The 19,559-nt window shown below is 59.6% G+C and carries 19 protein-coding genes; 12 read left to right on the top strand and 7 right to left on the bottom strand.

Annotation, left to right across the window (positions count from 1 at the left end; genetic code table 11):
* Window positions 1-150 precede the first annotated feature (150 nt).
* The 4 genes from AC1XOS_RS07825 to nagZ are packed head-to-tail and all read left to right on the top strand — an operon-like array spanning window position 151 to window position 3,286.
* Window positions 151-843, top strand: a complete 693-nt coding sequence (locus AC1XOS_RS07825; RefSeq protein ID WP_481961656.1) for a YggS family pyridoxal phosphate-dependent enzyme — start codon at window positions 151-153, stop codon at window positions 841-843.
* Window positions 844-881: 38 nt separating this feature from the next.
* Entirely contained in the window at window positions 882-1,406 is a 525-nt protein-coding gene (locus tag AC1XOS_RS07820) for a cell division protein SepF (RefSeq protein WP_481961655.1), read from the top strand.
* The gene (gene proC / locus AC1XOS_RS07815; RefSeq protein ID WP_481961654.1) at window positions 1,407-2,201 is read left to right on the top strand and encodes a pyrroline-5-carboxylate reductase; all 795 of its coding nucleotides are present in this window, start codon (window positions 1,407-1,409) and stop codon (window positions 2,199-2,201) included.
* Window positions 2,198-3,286, top strand: coding sequence for a beta-N-acetylhexosaminidase (gene nagZ, locus AC1XOS_RS07810; protein WP_481961653.1), 1,089 nt, complete (start codon window positions 2,198-2,200; stop codon window positions 3,284-3,286). The genes proC and nagZ overlap by 4 nt, the downstream gene beginning before the upstream one ends.
* On the opposite strand, the gene AC1XOS_RS07805 is transcribed toward nagZ, so the two are convergent.
* From AC1XOS_RS07805 to ftsH, 3 genes are read right to left on the bottom strand one after another with little or no spacing between them, the layout of a single operon-like run.
* Window positions 3,255-4,436 carry a glucoamylase family protein gene (locus AC1XOS_RS07805; protein ID WP_481961652.1) on the bottom strand — a complete coding sequence of 394 codons (1,182 nt, stop codon included), beginning with the start codon at window positions 4,434-4,436 and terminating at the stop codon, window positions 3,255-3,257. The two genes, nagZ and AC1XOS_RS07805, sit on opposite strands and share 32 nt — an antisense overlap.
* A complete protein-coding gene (locus tag AC1XOS_RS07800) occupies window positions 4,423-4,767 on the bottom strand; it encodes a hypothetical protein (RefSeq protein ID WP_481961651.1) in 345 nt (114 codons plus the stop codon). Before AC1XOS_RS07800 ends, AC1XOS_RS07805 begins: the two co-directional genes overlap by 14 nt.
* Before the next feature lie 57 nt (window positions 4,768-4,824).
* Window positions 4,825-6,828 (bottom strand): ATP-dependent zinc metalloprotease FtsH, encoded by a 2,004-nt coding sequence (gene ftsH, locus AC1XOS_RS07795; RefSeq protein WP_481961650.1) that lies wholly within the window; start codon window positions 6,826-6,828, stop codon window positions 4,825-4,827.
* 183 nt (window positions 6,829-7,011) lie between these two features.
* On the opposite strand from ftsH, the gene AC1XOS_RS07790 reads away from it, so the two are divergent.
* Genes AC1XOS_RS07790 through AC1XOS_RS07770 form a run of 5 tightly spaced genes read left to right on the top strand, consistent with a single transcriptional unit; the run spans window position 7,012 to window position 12,027 of the window.
* Window positions 7,012-7,482: a hypothetical protein gene (locus tag AC1XOS_RS07790; RefSeq protein WP_481961649.1), complete on the top strand. Its 471-nt coding sequence runs from the start codon at window positions 7,012-7,014 to the stop codon at window positions 7,480-7,482.
* A 6-nt stretch (window positions 7,483-7,488) separates the two neighbouring features.
* A complete protein-coding gene (gene ispH / locus AC1XOS_RS07785; RefSeq protein WP_481961648.1) occupies window positions 7,489-8,460 on the top strand; it encodes a 4-hydroxy-3-methylbut-2-enyl diphosphate reductase in 972 nt (323 codons plus the stop codon).
* A gap of 9 nt (window positions 8,461-8,469) precedes the next feature.
* Window positions 8,470-9,858 carry an alpha-L-fucosidase gene (locus tag AC1XOS_RS07780; protein WP_481961647.1) on the top strand — a complete coding sequence of 463 codons (1,389 nt, stop codon included), beginning with the start codon at window positions 8,470-8,472 and terminating at the stop codon, window positions 9,856-9,858.
* A 46-nt stretch (window positions 9,859-9,904) separates the two neighbouring features.
* Window positions 9,905-10,729, top strand: coding sequence for an ABC transporter ATP-binding protein (locus AC1XOS_RS07775; protein ID WP_481961646.1), 825 nt, complete (start codon window positions 9,905-9,907; stop codon window positions 10,727-10,729).
* On the top strand, window positions 10,726-12,027 hold the full coding sequence (locus AC1XOS_RS07770) for an ABC transporter permease (protein ID WP_481961645.1): 1,302 nt from the start codon (window positions 10,726-10,728) through the stop codon (window positions 12,025-12,027). The genes AC1XOS_RS07775 and AC1XOS_RS07770 overlap by 4 nt, the downstream gene beginning before the upstream one ends.
* Here AC1XOS_RS07770 and AC1XOS_RS07765 read toward each other — a convergent pair.
* A complete protein-coding gene (locus tag AC1XOS_RS07765; protein ID WP_481961644.1) occupies window positions 12,024-12,329 on the bottom strand; it encodes a hypothetical protein in 306 nt (101 codons plus the stop codon). The genes AC1XOS_RS07770 and AC1XOS_RS07765 overlap by 4 nt on opposite strands.
* A gap of 60 nt (window positions 12,330-12,389) precedes the next feature.
* Here AC1XOS_RS07765 and AC1XOS_RS07760 point away from each other — a divergent pair, with 60 nt between their 5' ends.
* On the top strand, window positions 12,390-13,094 hold the full coding sequence (locus tag AC1XOS_RS07760; RefSeq protein WP_481961643.1) for a 3-keto-disaccharide hydrolase: 705 nt from the start codon (window positions 12,390-12,392) through the stop codon (window positions 13,092-13,094).
* Here the strand turns inward: AC1XOS_RS07760 and AC1XOS_RS07755 are convergent.
* Window positions 13,091-13,558, bottom strand: coding sequence for a GNAT family N-acetyltransferase (locus AC1XOS_RS07755; RefSeq protein WP_481961642.1), 468 nt, complete (start codon window positions 13,556-13,558; stop codon window positions 13,091-13,093). The genes AC1XOS_RS07760 and AC1XOS_RS07755 overlap by 4 nt on opposite strands.
* 28 nt (window positions 13,559-13,586) lie before the next feature.
* On the opposite strand from AC1XOS_RS07755, the gene AC1XOS_RS07750 reads away from it, so the two are divergent.
* Window positions 13,587-15,527, top strand: coding sequence for a DUF6785 family protein (locus tag AC1XOS_RS07750; protein WP_481961641.1), 1,941 nt, complete (start codon window positions 13,587-13,589; stop codon window positions 15,525-15,527).
* A 168-nt stretch (window positions 15,528-15,695) separates the two neighbouring features.
* Here AC1XOS_RS07750 and AC1XOS_RS07745 read toward each other — a convergent pair whose 3' ends face one another.
* Both AC1XOS_RS07745 and AC1XOS_RS07740 read right to left on the bottom strand, forming a co-directional pair.
* The gene (locus AC1XOS_RS07745) at window positions 15,696-16,880 is read right to left on the bottom strand and encodes an MFS transporter (protein WP_481961640.1); all 1,185 of its coding nucleotides are present in this window, start codon (window positions 16,878-16,880) and stop codon (window positions 15,696-15,698) included.
* A gap of 13 nt (window positions 16,881-16,893) precedes the next feature.
* The gene (locus AC1XOS_RS07740) at window positions 16,894-17,787 is read right to left on the bottom strand and encodes a hypothetical protein (RefSeq protein WP_481961639.1); all 894 of its coding nucleotides are present in this window, start codon (window positions 17,785-17,787) and stop codon (window positions 16,894-16,896) included.
* Window positions 17,788-17,823: 36 nt separating this feature from the next.
* On the opposite strand from AC1XOS_RS07740, the gene AC1XOS_RS07735 reads away from it, so the two are divergent.
* The coding region (locus tag AC1XOS_RS07735) for a sulfatase family protein (protein WP_481961638.1) at window positions 17,824-19,559 on the top strand (1,736 nt) is incomplete at its 3' end.

Raw genomic sequence — 19,559 nt, 5'->3', positions numbered from 1 at the left:
GGGGGGAAGGTTTTGCCAGGAGACGTTGCATCCTTGCATGATACCGTAAAGCTATTGACAAACAATAGTTCTTTTTGTTATTTTTACGGTGTAAGTTCAAACGCCATTGACAGTTACTAACACACGGGGTTATAATGCCCCGCATACGGAGTGCAGATAACCATCATTGAGCATATTTTAAGCGTCCGCGAGCGAATCGCGGTGGCGGCAGGTCGTGCGGGTCGGTCGCCAGAAGAGATCACATTGGTCGGTGTTAGTAAGCGTCACCCTGCGGAGGCTGTGCGTGCGGCATGGGAAGCAGGCGTGCGTGAGTTTGGGGAGAACTATGTTCAGGAGGCTCGTGAGAAGCGTGCTGCACTGGAGGATCTTGTCGGGCTCCGCTGGCACTTGATTGGGGGACTGCAGTCCAATAAGGCGCGGCTTGCCGTATCGCTTTTCGATACCGTGCAGACCGTAGACCGGCTCTCGCTGGCGCAGGCGCTTTCGCTTGAGGCAGAGAGAAACCAAAAAGAGCTGTCGGTGCTGGTAGAAGTCAACCTCACGGGAAGTGCGATCCGTGCAGGGGTGGCAGAATCAGAGACACAGGCACTCTGTGAGCAGGTAGCGGCTCTGCCCTGCCTACGACTGAAGGGACTGATGGGAATGGCTCCTCTGTGTGAAAATGCCGAGGGGGCGCGTCCCCATTTTTCTCGTCTACGAGATCTTTTTGAGGCACTTCCGGGTGAGAATCGGCAGGTGCTTTCTATGGGAATGTCGGGAGATTTTGAGGCGGCGATTGCGGAAGGGGCAACACTGGTGCGGATTGGGACGGCCCTTTTTGGTGAGAGACCACCACGGAATTAGTTTTATTAAATAACAAAGTTTGTGAGGAGCGAGGAACAATGTACAACGCCTATGAGCGTGAGGACGAGCAAGAAGAGCCGGTGGGGAGCAGCTTTAAAGACCGGCTAAAGACCCTCTTTGGGCTACGAGCCCCCGCGAGTGAGCTGGAAGAAGAGGATGGTTTCGACGATCCTGAGCCTATATCGCGGCGCAGCTCACGATCGGTTCCCCCGACCACGGTTGTCACTGCGCCGGCTACTGCCACTATGACCACCCGTAACACCACCTACCGACTCTCCAGCGTCCGCGATGGCTCGATCAATATCATGCCCGCGTCGTCGTTTGCCGATGTTCAGAAGGCAGCGGATCGCCTCAAGCAGGGTGAGCCACAGATCCTGAACCTGGAGAAGACCCCGCCCGAAGTCGCAGAGCGGCTGATTGACTTTCTCAATGGCGTGACGTATGCATTAGATGGCTATGTGGAGAAGATTGCGGAAGGGGCGTACTTGTTCACCCCAGCCAATGTCATGATCCACGCCGATAAGCCCGGCGAGCAGCCCAAGCCCTTCTTTGATCGGCTCTAGGTGAGGCTCGCGGCGATTGGGACGGGAAAGCTCGGTAGCGCGATTCTGCGTGGCTGGGTGACCTCGGGGCAGCTCCTCCCGGCAGAGCTTACTCTGCCGGGGAGGTTCTCGGGCGTAGCGCTGGCAGCGGAGCTAGGTGCACGGGTGATGCCCACCAATCGTGAGACGGTGGTAGGAGCCGAGGTGCTCTTGCTCGCCGTCAAGCCCTACCAGCTCGTCTCGGTTCTCACCGAAGTGCGTGAGGCGCTGACACCGGAGTGCCTCATCATCTCCGTTGCGGCGGGAGTTCCTACGAGCACGCTGGAGGCCGTTCTTTCTGAGGGCCAGCCGGTTCTTCGTGTCCTGCCCAATACCCCGGCGCAGATCAGTGCATCAGCGTCGGCACTCTGTCGCGGTAAGTCTGCAACAGACTCCCATGTGGCCACGGTTTCGCGCCTCTTCTCCGCGCTAGGACTCTGTCTCGAAGTGGCGGAGAGCCAGATGGACGCCGTCGTGGGGGTCGCCGCCTCAGGGGTTGCCTTTGTCTATTTATTTCTAGAAGCCCTCACCGATGGGGGCGTTCGGATGGGCCTGCCACGCCCTGCCGCGCGCCAGCTTGCCGCCCAGACACTGATCGGCGCGGGACGCATGGCGCTAGAAACCGGTCAGCACCCAATGGAGCTTAAAGATGCTGTCACGACACCGGCAGGAACGACAATGGCAGGAATCGCCGTGCTGGAGAGTGCTGCGTTTCGGGGAATCGTGATGGAAGCTGTCCGCGCCGCCACGGAGCGCTCTGCGGAGCTTGCCACATGACCCTCGAAGAAAAAATCGGGCAGCTCTGCTGTTTTGGCTGGCACGGCTGCACGACGCTGGATGAGCAGGCTCGCACCTGTGTGCAGGAGCTCCATGCAGGCGGTATGATCGTGATGGGACGTAATCTCCACGATACTCGCCAGAAACCCGCACCCGATATAGATGCTGCTGCGGTACGAGAGATGCTGGATGCGCTTCAGAGCCTGGCGAGAGTTCCCCTCTTAGTTGGCACGGATCAAGAAGGCGGGCGTGTTGCTCGCTTTGGGACCGCTCCGTTTAGCCGTCAGCCCGCCGCCGCTGACTTTAAGAGCACAGAGGCCGCCTATGCTGCGGCTTATCAGACGGGCCTAGAGCTACGCACGGTCGGGGTGAGTGCCAACTTTGCGCCTGTCGCCGACATTAACTCTAACCCTGCGAATCCGGTGATCGGAGATCGGAGCTTCGGTTCGACCGTTAATGACGTGGTTCCTATGGTTGAGGCTCAGGTGCGGGGCTACGCAGCAGCGGGGATACTTGCCTGCCTGAAGCACTTTCCCGGCCATGGAGATACCGCCACCGACTCGCATTTTGCCCTCCCAACCCTGTCGCACTCCCTCGACACGATGAGAGTGCGCGAGCTGGTTCCCTTTCAAGCGGGAATCGCGGCGGGAGTGCCTGCGGTGATGACGGCCCACATTCTCTTCCCCGACTTAGATGCTGAGCTGCCCGCCACGATGAGCCCGACGATCCTCACGGAGCTACTTCGAGGACAGCTTGGTTTTGATGGCTTGATCGTCACGGACTGCCTGGAGATGAAAGCCGTCGCCGAGCGCTGGGGAACCGCCCAGGCCGCGCTCGCTGCTGTGAAAGCGGGAGCCGATATGGTGCTGGTCTGCCACACATTAGAGCGCCAGCGCGAGACCTATGCGTTGCTTCTTGCCGCCGCTCGCTCGGGGGAGCTACCTGCCACCCGCCTCGACGATGCCGTGGCCCATGTACTCGCGGCCAAAGCCACTCTCTTGCCGCTTCCCTACGACCCCACGCTTCTTCAGGGAGTCCAACACCAGGCTACAGTCACAGCTCTCGGGGCCGAGGCTCCGGTTTAAAACCCGCAGCTGTCAGGCCACGCCTGAGATACGGATGCTCTCCAACCAGTTTCCAGAGCAGGCCGGTTTTTGAGTTTTCCCAGGCAAGGAGCGCCATGCCCAGGTCAATCCCGATGACATCTTGGTCGAACCAGTTTTTATCGGCGTTGAGGGCATTGGAGAGTCCGTAGCGCCCCGTAATTTTTGCTCCAAAGCGCTTCTGAAGCGCCACCAGAGCTTGTTTTGCTTGCTCTGGGACAAAGAGAACTCCCGCCATCGCTGCGGTGGGAGCCACCGTGCCATCATGCTCGCCCTCGCGTGGAGATTGCGCACCGTAGCCAACGGGTGGTGGCTGATCACAGGCATTGATTCCCCAGATCCCCTCACGGTAGGTCACGAACCTCTCGGCGTTCTTTGCGCAGAAGGCGACATGGTGCTCATGGGAGCGCTGGAAGAGTGCCCACCAGTCGCGGCCCTGACGGTCTCTTTGCCCCTTCAAGTTCACATAGCCGGGCGTCATCTGCGCCCAGAAGATCGGCACGGCGGGGTTCTCGGTGAAGCTCAGCGCATCCCACGAGGCTTGTGGCAAAGGGTGGGTTGGCGTACCCAGTGCCAAGAGATAGAGGTAGCTTGCCTCCGTGTAGCCACTCCAGCGCGCCTCTAAAAAGCCCGACTCCGGCTTCCAGCCCATGCTGGGGGCAAGATTTTTGCCCCCGTTTTGGATCCAGCGCCAGTCGGCGCGGGCCACGAGAGCATCGGCGAGCTTGGCACACTCCCCTTTGAAATAGCGCCCAGCGGCCAGGGCTCCCAAAAAGAGCAGCGCGGAGTCAATGGATGAGAGCTCGCAGCTCCAGACCCGCTTGCCATCGCGCCAGTCTATAAAGTGGTAGAAAAAGCCATGTTCGTGGGAGAGCTGACTGCTCAGAAAATGCAGGGTAAGGAGGGCACGTTTCTGCGCCTCAGCTTTCTTGATCCAGCCACGGCTTGCCGCGATGGGGAGTGCGGCAAGTGCGTAGCCTGTGGCGGCCACGGAGGCGACTGTATAGTCATCAGCCTTCCCGATATTTTTTGCCCGGTCTTTCGTCAGGCCCGTCTGAGGATTTGTCTCCTGCCAGAAAAACGCAAAGGCCCGCTGGGCGAGCGTCTCAAGCGAGAGGTTAGTCGTCGTCATCGTCGAAGGGCTCGTCGTCGGCTGCCCCTGAGGTATCGGTGTAGTGGCTGATCTCCTCGCCCCGGAAGACGGTGATAAGAAAGTCCTCACGGTCGAAGTTAGGCAGATAGGACTGCGCAATGTCATCGTCAATCTGCGCGATCAGCCCTTCTTCTTGCTCCACCGGGAGATCTGCTTCCAGAATCAAGGTGCCGTGGATGGTGTCATGGGCATAGTGCAGGTCAATCTGCCCAATGCGTCGGTCATCGTCCCAGATGAGATAGACCTCGCTGCTCTGAGTGCGGACAAGCCGGATGAGTTTATAGTTGGTGGGGACGCGGTCTTCGTTCATGCCAGACAAAATAATACCGCCGGGCGAAGGTTTTCGCCCGGCGGTACGATTTCTTTTTTACGCGATGCCTGGTTCGAGGCGCGTGGGACGTGGGCTACTGGGCCGTGTTGCCGCTGGCTCGCTGGGCTCCGAGGGAGCAGGTGGTGCAGGTGGCTCCTGCGGCTTGCTCGGTGGCTCAGGCTTCCGTCCTCCGATACTGGGCGCGATGGCATCCTGAATCAGAGCCAGGAACTCGTCGCGATCCAGTGTCTCACGCTCGATCAGGGCATCCGTCAGGCGGTCTAGGACAACCCGGTTGGTGCGGAGAATATCTTCGGCACGCTGGTAGTTGCGGTCAATGATATTCTGAATGTCTTCGTCCACGATCTTGGCGACTTCATCCGAGTAGTCCCGCTCTTCCATTCCTCCGCTGCCACCCAGGAAGCCATTGCCATGGCGCTTGCCGATGCGACGGTTGCCTAGGCGCTCACTCATCCCGAACTCACAGACCATCGCCCGTGCAATCTCGGTGACCTGCCCTAGGTCGTTGGAAGCCCCCGTATCGAGGCCGCCTTCCTGACCATAGGCTAAAATCTCCGCGATTCGCCCGCCTAGTGCCATGGCGATCATGTCTTCCATCTCGGCCTTGGTCTGGTTGTAGCGATCCTCTGTAGGGAGAGTAATCGTCACGCCCAGTGCCCGACCACGCGGCAGGATCGTCACTTTGTGCAGGGGGTTGGCATGCTCCAGAAGCTCGGCGATGAGGGCATGACCTGCCTCATGAACCGCCGTACGGCGCTTGGCGACTGCGGTCATCAGGCGGTTTTTGCGTGCGGGCCCCATCATCTCGCGGTCAATCGCCTCTTCAAACTCGGACATCCCGATCTTGGTTTTCTCGCGACGAGCCGCCAGAATCGCGGCCTCGTTGACCAGGTTGGCCAGCTCGGCACCCGCAAAACCCGGTGTGCGCTTGGAGATACTCTCCAGGTTCACGTCGTCGTCCATGGGCTTGCCACGGGTATGAACCCCAAGAATCGCCTCGCGGCCCTTGGCATCGGGAGCATCCACCACCACGCGACGGTCAAAACGTCCTGGACGAAGTAGAGCGGGATCGAGCACATCGGGGCGGTTGGTGGCAGCGATCAAGATCACACCCGAGTTCGGATCGAAGCCATCCATCTCGACCAAGAGCTGATTGAGGGTCTGCTCACGCTCGTCGTGGCCACCGCCCCAGCCTGCGCCACGCTGGCGACCGACAGCATCAATCTCATCAATAAAGACAAGCGCCGGGCGGTTCTGGCGAGCCGTGTCGAAGAGATCGCGGACGCGGCTTGCACCCACCCCGACAAACATCTCCACAAAGTCCGAGCCTGAGATATGGAAGAAGGGAACTTGTGCCTCACCCGCAATCGCACGGGCCAGCAGGGTCTTACCTGAGCCGGGAGGGCCCAGTAGCAGAACTCCCTTCGGAATCTTAGCGCCGAGCGCTTGGAAGCGGCGGGCGTTCTTCAGAAAATCCACGATCTCCTGGAGCTCTTGCTTGGCCTCTTCCACACCCGCGACATCGTCGAACGTGACCTTGGGCACGTTCTCACTAGGACGGCGGTGGCGCGCCTTGGTGAAGTTCATCGCCTGGTTGTTGCCATTTTGGGCCGCGCGGCTGAAGATCATGTAGATCACGCCCGCTCCGAGCACCAGCGCTAAAACGGGCAGGAGTGAGGCGAGGACGTAGTCCATCGGGCCTTCCGGCTCCCAGCCAAATGCCACTCCTTTTTCGCTCAGGAGTTTGGTAAGACGGCTACGCTCCGGTTGGTCCGGGGGGAGCGCGACTTGGAAGTCGAGCTTGTTACTGACGGCACCTGGGGCATTGGAGTGGTACTTACCCGTGAAGGTGCCTTTATGAAACTTCCCAGAAGCAATGATCTTACCTGAGTTAACTTTTTCCAGGAACTCGCTGTACTCAAGCTGCTGTGGCGCGTTAAACCAGGGGAAAGACGTGCGCGAGAGTGATCCTCTGAATAAGAAGAAACCCACGGCGATCACGGAAACGACTAGCAACCCCAGTCGTAAAATACGGTTCAAACGGAAAGCCTCCTCGGGGCACGGGGACGCTCAAAGCGCCTCAGCAACCCCGCCAACAGTACGGGTAGTATACCACGCAGGGATTATCGGGCTCAGGGACGTTTCTCTCCACTGTCTGCCCTAACTTGATTAACAGTACGTTATCTGAGGCGCTACGGTTCCCGAAAGGGTACACTACGCCTTGTGCAAGAGGCTTTTTTTGTGCGTAGCGCCTCACCTGGTGCCGTTTTGCGTTTTCTGGAGCGCTTAGCGCGGCGTGACGAGCCGCTTCCTGCGGAGCTTCTGATCTCCGATGCGGTTGGGCCGTGGCAGTGGCGGGCGCTCCCTGTCGCGGGTCTGGCGAGTGTCGCTCCACGCCTCGCGTTGGCGTTCTCGTCGGATGTCTTTCATCTGCAAGAGATGCCCGCTGGCTGGTCGTGGACACGCTATGAGAGTGCAGGCGCGGCGGAGTACGGGGCGCTAGCAAAGAAGCGGCTCTGGGAGCGCAGCTCGCCCGTCGAGCGCTGGGCAAGCGTGCATGGCCTCCCGCTCACTCGCCTGACACGACCTCCGAAAGTAATTGACTATGAGACGGTCGCGCAGCTTGACCAGCGCAGCCTGCTTTTAGAAGACATGCCACGTCTTTATCGCTTCCCACTTCAGGCGATACAATAATCCTTGATGAACGTTCTTCTGGCGGGTCCGCGCGGCTTCTGTGCGGGAGTGGATCGGGCGATTGAGATTGTGGAAGTGGCGCTGGAGGTCTATGGCGCACCTCTCTACGTGCGACATGAGATCATCCACAACGAGCATGTCGTGGCACGGCTACGGAAGCGCGGCGTAGTCTTCACCGACTTCCTGAGCGATGTCCCGGAGGGCAGTAACCTGATCTTCTCGGCCCATGGCGTCTCGCCCGCCATTCGCGAAGAAGCAAAAGAGCGGCAGCTCAATGTGATAGACGGCACCTGCCCGCTGGTCACCAAGATCCACCTAGAAGTCCATAAGTTTCTCAAGCGTGGCTACGGGATATTCTTCATCGGGCACCGGGGCCATGTCGAGACCGAAGGCACGATGGGCGAGGCACCGGGAAAGCTGATCTTAGTCTGTGAGGAGCACGAGGTGGCGAGTCTGCCCGAGCCGCCCGACGAAAAGCTGATCTATCTGACGCAGACAACCCTCTCGATTGATGAGACGCGCGGCATTGTGGACGCGCTCAAGGCACGCTTTCCCCGGATGGAGAACCCGCCATCATCGGACATCTGCTACGCCACTCAGAACCGCCAAGACGCCGTGAAAGTGCTCGCCCAGAAAGCCGATACGATCCTGGTGATCGGCTCGCAGACCTCGTCCAACTCCCGCAGCCTGCGCCAGGTCGCCGAAGCACACGGAGCCCGCGCCTTTCTCATCGACGATGCCAGCTTCCTCACCGACGCCATGCTCGACGGCGCACAGACCGTCGGCGTGACCTCCGGCGCGTCTGCCCCCGAGGATGTTTTTCAAGGTGTTGTCGAAGCGCTCAAGGCCCGTGGCGCGACAAGTGTCGAGGAGTTTATCGTGCTCGAAGAAGATGTCGAGTTCAAGCTCCCACCCGGCTTGGTGCAGCTCCTCCCCCCTAACCCCCGTCGGACGGGGGCTAGGGGGGCGGTCAGGTAAAATACCCTCATGAAACGCACACATTTAGACGCGGACCGCGAGCGACGAATGGCCTGGTTCCGCGAAGCACGCTTTGGGATGTTTATTCACTGGGGCCTCTACGCCGTGCCGGGCGGGGTCTGGAAGGGGCGCGATATTGGCGGGGTCGGGGAGTGGATTTTTAACTCCGCACAGCTCACGGTCGCTGACTACGAGCCGCTTCAGTCACAGTTCAATCCCGTGAAGTTCAGCGCCAAAGAGTGGGTGACCACAGCAAAAAACGCGGGGATGCGCTATATCGTCATCACCAGCAAGCACCACGATGGATTTTGTTTATGGGATAGTAAGCTCACCGACTGGGACGTGATGGGGACACCGTTCAAGCGCGATATTTTGAAAGAATTGGCGCAAGAGTGCCAGAAGCAGAAAATCAAGCTGTGTTTTTATCACTCGATCATGGACTGGCACCACCCCGACTATCTCCCACGCCGTGGCTGGGATAAGCGCCCGACGGCTGAGGCGAATTTTGGTCGCTACATCGAGTACATGAAGGGCCAGCTCAAGGAGCTTCTTACCAACTACGGCCCGATTGGAATCGCCTGGTTCGACGGGGAGTGGGAAGGCACCTGGACCCACGACAAGGGCGAGGACTTGTATAAGTTTGTGCGCTCGCTCCAGCCCAGTATTATTGTCAATAACCGCGTGGATAAAGGCCGCCAGGGCATGGCCGGGATGACCAAGGGGGACTTTGCGGGTGACTACGGTACGCCTGAGCAAGAGATTCCCGCCAATGGCTTTGGTGAGGGCGTGGACTGGGAGTCGTGCATGACCCTCAACGACACCTGGGGTTTTAAGAGCAAGGACACGAACTGGAAGTCCACGGAGACGCTTCTCAAAAATCTCATTGACTGCGCCAGCAAAGGCGGCAACTATCTACTCAATGTCGGCCCAACGCCGGAGGGCACGTTTCCGCAGCCAATTGTCGAGCGCCTTAATATGATGGGCAAGTGGCTCAAGGCACACGGTGAGGCGATCTACGGCACGCAGGCCAGCCCGTTTCCCAAGCCGCTCCCCTGGGGCCGTGTGACGCGCAAGGGCAACAAGCTCTACCTACATGTTTTTGATACCACTCAGGCACAAATTACCCTGCCCGGACTCAAGACCAAGCTCAAGGGCGCACGGACACTGGCAGGCTATACGAAGTCTAGCATGCTCACCGTGGACTCGCGCGGCAACCGCACAGGCTCGCTTACACTGGGCAAAGAGCGTATTCCCGTGATTGCCGTTGGTCGCCCGGAAGGTGTCACGCTCACGCTCCCCGAGGCACTCAAAGGTCAGCTCCTCCCCGTAATTGTACTGGAGCTTGATGGAGTTCCTGCTGTGGAGCCTTTGCAACTTCTGTCTGCTCCCATAAAATAGGTATTTTTGCAACCAAATCGCCTCGCTGAGTGTTCTTGGTGGTACGATGCTCGAACTTAAGAACCTGACCAAGCGCTACGGCGAGCGGGTCGCAGTCGACCGGCTCTCGCTGTGCGTAAAGCGCGGGGAGCGTTTTGGGCTGCTCGGTCCCAATGGCGCAGGCAAGACCACGACGATCTCGATGCTGGTCGGTGCCCTCAAGCCCGATAGCGGCGAGATTCTCTTTAATGGGGAGCCTCTTTCTGGTGAGTGTGACCCGCTCAAGCGCAAGATTGGCTACGTGCCGCAAGAGCTGGCGCTCTACGAAGATCTCACGGCGGCGGAGAACCTGCGCTTCTTTGGGGCGGTCTATGGCCTGGGCAGCGCAAAGCTCACCGAGCGCGTGGCGTATGGCCTGGAGGTGGCGGGGCTGACGGATCGGGCGAGGAGCCGGGTGCGAGCCTACTCGGGCGGGATGAAGCGCCGCTTGAACCTAGCCGCCGCGCTTCTTCATGAGCCGGAGCTATTGGTGCTCGATGAGCCCACGGTTGGTGTAGACCCGCAGAGCCGCAATGCCATCTTTGAGGCGCTGGAGAAGCTCGCGACGGAGGGAATTACCCTGCTCTACACCACACACTACATGGAAGAGGTCGAGCGCCTCTGCGAAAGAATTGCGATCATGGATCAGGGACAGATTGTCGCTGAAGGGACGCAGGCCGAGCTTCGTGAGCTGCTGCCGACAGCGCAGAAACGTGCGATTACTTTGGAGGCCGACGAGGCGCTCTTAGAGCTACTGAAATCCCACGGGCTAAGCTGGCAAGAGGCCACGGAGCGCGGTGGGCTGGAGTCTGTTTTTCTGCACCTAACCGGAAGGAGCCTGCGCGACGCATGAATCGGGTTTTTCGTACTCTGGTCGGCAACGACCTGCGCCTCTTTTTCTCCGATAAGCGGGCCATGATCGCCACGATCTTTGTCCCGATCATGCTGGCATCGTTCTTTGCCATGATCTTTGGCGGAGGCGGCAGTGGCAAGAAAGCCACTATTGCCGTCTTGGTTGCTGACAACGACCAGAGCCCTGTCGCGCAAAAAATTATCGCGGGCCTTAAGACCGATGAGAGCTTTAAAGTCTCTGCGGCGAGTGAAGCCCAGGCGCGAGAAGCCGTCGGGAAAGGCAAAGTCTCTGTCGCCCTCGTGATTCCCAAAGACTTTGGCATGCAATCCTCAAGCGCTATGTTCAACCCGATCGCGCCGCGTCCAAAGCTGACTTTTCTCTACGACCCAGCGCATACTGCCGATTTGCAGATGGCACAGGGCCTGATGACCCAGCAAGTGATGCAAGTCGTTAGCAAAGAGGCATTCTCTGGCTCCAATAACAGTATTGGCGATGCGCTGGAAATGGCTGAGTCCGACACCAGCCGCGACCCCAAAGAGAAAGCCGCACTTATAGATCTGCTACGCAGTGTCCAGAAGTGGCAGGGCAGCCAGGGGACGCAGACAGCCAACTCGGGGATGGGAATGTCAAGTCCCTGTGAGATGGAGAGCGAGGCTGTGGTCGCTAAGAGTGCCAACGAGCCTAAAGATGCGAGTGGTGGCAAGGCAGGCGCAACCCATGTTTTTATTGGGATGGGCGTCCAGGGCCTTCTCTTCTTCGCCATAGACTTTGCCATTGGCATGGTGCGCGACCGACGGCTCGGGCTCTGGAAGCGCCTGCGGGCTGCGCCTCTCTCTCGCCTCCTCATTCTAGGTAGCCGCTGGATCTCATCGGCGATTATCGGGCTTGTCGTGCTCTCTGCCGTCTTGGCGTTTGGTGCGGTGCTCTACGGGATTCGAGTGAACGGCAGTGTGACTGGTTTTGTCTTGCTCGCCGTGGCTTCGTCGCTGATGGTGGCCGCCTTTGGGATGCTCATCGCCGCACTGGGGCGCACCGAAGGGCAGTGTCGTGCGTTCGCCGTTCCCGCCGTGCTAACCATGAGCTTCCTTGGGGGAGCGTGGATTCCGACATTCATGATGCCCGCTTGGATACAGCCCCTCTCACAGCTTCTCCCGACGCGCTGGGCGGTAGATGGTTTTGATTTAGTGACCTGGCGTGGCTTAGGACTTGTCGAAGTGCTCCCGTCGCTGGGAATCGTCTTAGGGTTTGCCATCGCCTTCGCGGGGTTTGCCCTAGCCCGCTTCCGCTGGGAAGACTAGCCTACCACAAACGGGCCGCTGCGGGAGCCGACAGTCGTGGCGATCCGTAGCTCGTACGCACCGGGGAGAGCTGTGGTAGGAATGTAGAGGAAGATGGAGTAACTTGCCCCTTGTCGTTGTAGGAGGCCAATGGGACGCCAGACATCCGGCGCAGGTTCAGGCACGACATTGCCATACTGTGAGCCTTGATAGAGAAGCTCCTCCCCTTGCCAGATCTGAAAGGCTCCACCCGTGGAGCGGTTGCTTTCCACCAGAGGAAGACGTAGCTTGCCACCGGGGGCGACTTGAGGGGGGGATGCCATTTTGAAATATTCTACCATGACTATCTTGTTCTTAAACCTTTTATTGGTTACACTGTAGGCATGCGATTTTTTCAAGATGGTTTTACCGATACGCCGTTTTTGCCCGGGGGGAAATGGCGCGTCCACGATAAGTTCCGCCCCCGACCTGCTGTGGTGACGCCTCCTGCGGCGGGGCCGTTTACGCCGCCTCCTGCCGATGCTGTTGTGCTCTTCGATGGTAAGAGTACCGATGCTTGGACTCGTCCCTGGAAGATTGTTGACGGGGCGATGGAGGTTACCAAGGGCCTTGGGAGCAACGAGACAAAACAAAAATTTGGGGACATGCAGCTTCATCTGGAGTTTGCCACGCCTGCTGAGGTGAAGGGCAATGGTCAGGGCCGGGGCAACTCAGGCGTGATTATCCAGGGACGCTACGAGATCCAAGTGCTCGATTCGTACAACAGTGAGACCTATGCCGATGGGCAGTGTGGTGCAGTCTATGGGCAGAACCCGCCGCTGGTGAATGCGTGCCGCAAGCCTGGTGAGTGGCAAGCCTACGATATTCTCTTCACCGCGCCTAAGTTTGCTGCTGATGGCAAGCTAGAGAGTCCTGCGTATGTGACGGTGATCCAAAATGGCATTCTGCTGCACAACCACCGCGAGATTCTCTGGCCTGTGGCGCACAAGGATGTCAATAAGTACACCCCACACGGCCCCGCGCCGCTCCAGCTGCAAGACCACGGCAACCCCACACGCTTCCGCAATATCTGGGTTCGTCCGCTCTAGCGGCCAAAGATCGGGCCACGCGTCTTGCGCAGAAGAAGCTCCGCGTGGCCTGCGACCAGAAAGTTTTCCAACCGCCCAACTTGCTCAAAGCCGCGCTGCTGGTAGAGCCTCTGGGCACCGTCATTGAAATCAGAGACGCACAGAAAGAGATTGGGGTGGCGGGAGAAGACGCGCTCCTCGACAAAGTCAAGGAGCGCGCTCCCGACTCCCTTACCCCGCTGCTCAGGCGCAACGCACAGAATCTGAAGATAGCCGATAAAAGGCCCGCCAAAGTTCAGGAGCGCAATCCCGACGGGCGTATTCTCCGTGTCTGCCGCTACCCATTTTTCTAGCCCTCCACGTCGGAGTGCCCACTCGCTCTTGGCCTGATCAAACCCCAGTGTGATCCATGGCTCTGATAGGGTTAGCCAGCGTGCGCAGCCTTCCACTTCATCTTCAGCCAGCTCCCGAAAAGTTAGTTGCATGGTGTTTTTTCCGCTACAATGGTACCCCATGCGAAAGACAGTGCTTTATGGTCTCGGAACCTTGTTGTTACTGGCCAATGCCTACTTCGGCACCTATGCCTATGTGGTAACCCAGGCACTTCTCTGGACACAGACGGCGCTTCAGCGCGGCCCGCTGGTGATGCTCTTTGCGCTCGTCTGCCTGAATCTGTTTTTCTTGAAGTTTGCGAAGAAGTGGGCACTGAACCAGAAGGAGCTGATCACGCTCTATGGAATGCTCTGCGTGGGAACTTGCGCGGCAGGCTATGGCTTTGTGCAGATCCTCATCAACCAGATTCCCGCCCCGTTCTACTCCGACTACGCCACGGGGGGCAGTAAGTTCAAGGACTATATCTGGCCCAATATCCCGGAGTGGCTCGCTCCGCGCGACCCCGAGGTGCTGAGTGGCTTTTTTCGGGGCAACACGACTCTCTGGACGGTGGCGAACCTTAAGGGCTGGGCAGCTCCGGTGCTGGCGTGGAGCGCCTTTATTATCACCGTGTTCTGGACACTACTCTGCGCGATGTCTCTGTTTCGTAAGCAGTGGATTGAGGAGGAGCGCCTGACCTTTCCGCTGGTGCTCCTCCCGCTGGAGATCACGGAGAACGGGGGGCGCGCCCCCATCTTTAAGAATCCACTATTCTGGGCGGGCGTGGTGGTTGCAGGGCTCTTGGAGAGTGTGAACTATATCAACTTTCTTTACCCCTCGGTGCCGAGCATTCCCCTGAAACCGGGGATGGGCATCAACGAGCTCGGGCCGCTTTTTACCCAGCGACCGTTGAGCACCATGGGACGCTTCACGCTGGCGTTCTATCCCTCGATTATTGGAATCGCGTATCTGCTCTCTCTGGAAGTTAGCTTCTCGTGCTGGAGTATGTATCTGGTGCAGAAGGCACTGGTGATCGGGAGCGCGTGGCTAGGGCTCTCCGAGAGCGGTGGGAGCGGCCCGACCAACCGGATGCCCTATGTGAGAGAGCAGGGCCTCGGAGCTTTTGTCGGGATTGCGCTGTTCTCGCTCTGGATGGCCCGCAAGGCGCTGAAGAAAGCTCTTGAGGCGCTGGAGAAGCCCGCTGCCGATACGCACGAGGAGCTCATGACACCACGCATGGCGCTTTTGGGCGGCGGGGGGGGCTTGCTCTTTTTGACGCTCTTCTTGACGGTAGCCGGGGCGAGCTTCTGGCAGGCACTGACCTATGTTCTGATCTACACGTGCTGCGCGATCACGCTGGCACGGGTGGTGAGTGAGGCGGGCGCGGGCTGGGCATGGGCTCCGATGTGGGGCAATGGGCAGTTTGTGGCGGATGTCTTTGGGCAGAACCATCTCTCGGGCAAGCAAGCCGTCCTCCTGATTGGCTACACCAACTGGATGAACGACATGCGCGACAACCCGATGCCACACTCTGCCGAGGCGCTGAAGATGGCGCAAGGCGGGGGGCTCGCCCCGCGTGCGCTTCTCAAGCCGCTGCTCTTTGCCGCCGTGATCGGGACTCTGGCGGCGTTCTGGGCGCACTTAGACATCTACTACACCTACGGCGCGGCGACGGCAAAAGTCCGCCCTGCCCTCCAGGGAGGAGCCTTGGTTCCCGCACGACAGGCGGTCTCTCTCTTAGTCTCGCCCACCCTCGCCGATATTCCGGGGCTCCTCGGCGCAGGCGTGGGGGCTCTGATTGCAATCGCGATCTCGGTGCTCCGGCAGCGCTTCAATGGCTTCCCCCTCCACCCGCTGGGCTATGCGGTGGGAATGACCAACACGATGGAGTACATGTGGTGCCCGTTTCTGATCGCGTGGGTGCTGAAGACCATCACGCTGCGCTACGCCGGAATCGGGGGCTACCGCAAGCTCTTGCCGTTCTTTCTAGGGCTCATTTTAGGCGACTACGTGATCCCGACCCTCTGGGGCATCTTTGGGATGGCAAGCGGTTATCAGATGTACATGGTCTTCCCACACTGAGTACCCTCCTCCCGTTTTCCCTCCTCCCGTTTTCCCTCCTCCCCCCCCGGCCCCCTCCTCACAATCCTGGGAGGAAGGGGAGAGAGGGGGAGATTCGTACTCCCTCCCCCAATCCTGCCTCCGCAGGATTGGGAGGAGGGAAGAGCGAAGCGAAGGGAGGAGGGTCGCCTATTTTTGCGCCTGGAAGAGCTTTCTTGCCACGAGAGCTAGCACGAACAGCCCGGCTCCCGCGAGGGAGAAGCCCATGCCATAGCCGCCGCTTTTGAGAACCTGCCCCATCACGGCAGGGCCTGCCGCTTGCCCCAAGAAGAACGCGAAGGCAAAGAGCGAGACGGCGGTGCCGCGCATGGTGGGAGAGAGCTCGGTGGCGCGGGTCTGGAGCGGGCCGTGCATGGTGTAGTAGCCCATGCCAAAGATAATGATGGCGGGAATGAAGAGCCACCAGACCGGAAGCCACCCGATCAGCGAGTAGCCCGCGAGCAAGAGCGTGCCGCCCAAGAGTAGTGTCCCCAGCTCGCCAATCTTGGGGACGAGCTTTTTCACGCTCGCGCTGTAGATGAGCCCCCCGATACCGAAGCACGCCAGCAAGAGCCCGATGGTGAGATAGGAAAGCCCAAAGCGCTCCTTGAGGGAGGCTCCTAGAAACGGCAGGCCGCCAAAGATAAAGAAGCCCTCAACAAAAGCCGTTCCCAGAACAATCCGAGCCTGTGGCATGGCCCAGAGCGTCAGATAAGGCGCAAACGAGAACTTCCGATCGGGGCGCGGCTCCTCAGGCACGCGCCTGCTCTCTCGCCAGAGCATCACGGCCATGAGCAGAGAGGCCCCCGCAAAGAGGCGGTAGATCACCTGCCAGCTTAAAAACTCCCCGAAAACTCCTCCCAGGCTGCTCCCCAGAATCTGCCCGAGCATCAAGGCGCTCATGAACCGTCCTAGAGTGACTTGGCGCTCCTGGTAGGGAAACTTATCGCCGATATAGCCCAGCGAGAGCGGGATCACGGCGGCGGCGGCCATTCCAGTGAGAAAGCGCAGAGTGGTGAAGAGGGGAAGAGAGGGCATGAGTGTCCCCAGCGCCTCTCCCAGAGAAAAAAGCGCCAGTGCCCCTGCCATCACCTTAAGCTTGCCTACTCTATCGCCCAGGGGGCCGTAGAAAAGCTGGAAGAGGCCGTAGGCAAACGCATAGAGCGTTAGTGCAATGGTCGCGCCTTCTTTGGTGGTGTGAAAGTCACCGGCGATAAGCTTGAGGAGCGGGTCCATGACACGGGAATCGGCCTGCACGAGAAAGGCAGCGGTTCCTAAAACCAAGAGCGAGGCACGGGCCGACGGGGTAGCCGAGGCGGAGGGAGGAGGGGTCACAGGGTGGTTACTTTCACGGGGTGGTTGCTTTCTGGAGCGGAGGCAAGACTACCCTCAGCTCTTTTTCGAAGAGAAGATACTCTGGGCGGTTTCTCAAATCCTTACCGAGCGAGGCTTGGAGGAAATTATAATAGCGGTCGGCGAGGGGGCGGGCTTTCCCACGCTCCCCGAGCTTGTGGTGTGCAAGCGCTAAAAAGACAGTGTTCATGGGCTCTTTGAGGAGCGCTTCGCTCTCCTCAAGAGCTGTGATGGCCTCACGGAACCGCCCGGCGCGGTAGAGCGCGACCCCTAAGGTATTGAGCGCATTGGCCCGTCCCTCAGGAGGCATCTTGGGAGTGAGCTGCACTCCACGCTCGCCCAGCGCCACGGCGGGAGCGTAGTCTTTGAGGGCACTAGGAAGGAGCACCAGTGCCCAGGCGCGGTCGTTGGGATTGCCATCACTTTCAGCGTCGGGGGCGCTAAGGAGCGCTTGAGTAAAAGTCGTGTAGCGCTTGAGATCTCCCTGGAGGGCGAGAATGTCTGCCTGCCCTGCAGGCGTGGCACTGTCGTAGCGAGGGCTCCAGAGCTTCGCTGCCAGCTCGCGCTTCCCCAGGTGCCAGTAGGCCTCCGCCTGGATTGTGGCGATAGAGGGAGAGCAGCTCTGGCCACAGGTGTCAGCAGCGCGTTGGGCCACTTTCTGCCAGTTTGCTTGCTTGGCATACCCGACAAGCTCCTGCTGCACCCGACGGATTCGGTCGAGCATCTCGGGGGTAGGCGAGTCGGAGCCAAATCGTGAGCTGAGCTGATCTCTGGGTGTGCGGGGGGCGTAGCGGTCGAAGAGGCCAAAGGCGGCAAGGAGCACCATCGGCGTGAGGAGCCCCACTCCTGCTAGAAGCATCCGCTGTCGTGTTTCTGCGGTGGCCTGCATGCAGGTATTGTACACGATTTTGGTGAACCCTTTCGCATGTTTGCAATATCGCCTACTCGGCCCAATATTGTCGTGATTCTCGCGGATGACCTTGGCTATGGAGATCTCAGCTGCTACAACGCGGCCTCGAAGATTCCGACACCGAACCTGGATCGGCTTGCCCACGAGGGCGTGCGTGCCACGGATGCCCACGCGCCCGCCTCGGTGTGCTCCCCCACGCGCTATGCGATGCTCACGGGGCGCTATGCGTGGCGAGGGATTCTCAAGAATGGGGTGGTCGCTCCCTGGGGACCGTCTATTTTAGAGCGAGATCGCCTGAACGTGGCGCTGCTACTGCGGGGGCATGGCTACGCGACAGCGTGCTTTGGAAAGTGGCATCTGGGCTGGGGCTGGATAACCAAAGACGGTGCGCCACCCAAAGGCGTCAACGCGGGGCCAACCAACGTGGATCTCACCAAGCGCATCGCGGAGGGGCCTACTGAGCGAGGCTTTGACGACTATTTTGGCGTGGACTTGCCCAACTTCCCGCCGTACTGCTTTATCGAGAACGACCGAACCGTGGGAGTGCCCACACGACACACCGAAAAAGACGGCCAGATCAACCGTCCCGGCCCGATTCTCGAGGGCTGGAAGCTTGAGGATATCTTGCCTGAGGTGGGAAAACGCGCCGTGAGCTGGCTGGAGAAGGCGAGCCAGGACGCCGAAAAGCCTTTCTTTTTGTATCTGCCGCTCACCTCGCCCCACTTCCCGATTGTTCCCTCAAAAGAGTGGCAAGGGAAGACCAAAGCGGGGGCATACGGAGACTTTGTGGCCCAGACCGATGGTGTGGTGGGGGATGTGCTCGCAGCGCTCAAGCGGCTAGGGGTAGAGAAAAACACGCTGGTAATCTTCACCTCGGACAATGGCCCGGAGGTGGCAGGAGAAGTCGGAATCGGAGCCTACGAGCGGATTGGGACATTCGGTCACGATAGCCGAGGGGGACTGCGTGGGGTGAAGCGCGATATGTGGGAGGGCGGTCACCGTGTTCCGTTTCTCGCCCGCTGGCCTGGGAAAATCCGACCCGGATCGGTCTGCAAGGAGACGATCTGCCACGTGGACTTGATGGCCACTCTGGCTGGGGTTCTGGGAGCCGAGCTTCCCGAAAACGCCGCAGAAGACAGCGTGGATATGCTTCCCGCACTTCAGGGCAAACCGGGCATGCGCCGAAGTACCCCGACCGTACATCAGGCCGCCTCCGGGAAGTTTGCAATCCGTCAGGGCGACTGGGTCTTTATCAACGCCCCCAGCGGCAACGACAATGGCAAGGGCGAGCCCGACTCACTCCGCCCCAGCCCGCCACACGGTCAGCCCGGCGAGCTATTTCACCTCAAGGACGACCCTGCGGAGCGCGTCAACCGCTATGCCGAGCAACCAAGCCGGGTGCTGGAGCTTAAAGCGCTTCTGGAGCGCGTCAAGGCCGAGGGGCGCACGGTGCCGCCGTACCCGAAAAAACGCAGGGAGCTTGGGGTGGGCGCAAAACCTATCCCAGGTGCTCAGATACTCCTAGACGGCACACGGAAGACCCTCGACGAGAAATGGACCTACTGGCAAGGGCCTCGCTTTCGCTCATCGCTGCCGATTAAGTGGCCGATTGTTCAAGATCCCATAGACGGTGGCACGTGCGTACAGACCGACGATCCTGCCGCTGCCGGAGGGGTCTATGGGGCGGCAGATATCGTCACGAAACAGACCTACCGAGACTTTCGGCTACATATCGAGTTCTGGATCGCAAG

It is taken from the genome of Armatimonas sp. (genome assembly GCF_964826245.1).
Note: the sequence above shows the minus strand (reverse complement) of the source record. Positions and strands in the feature narration are given on the sequence as shown.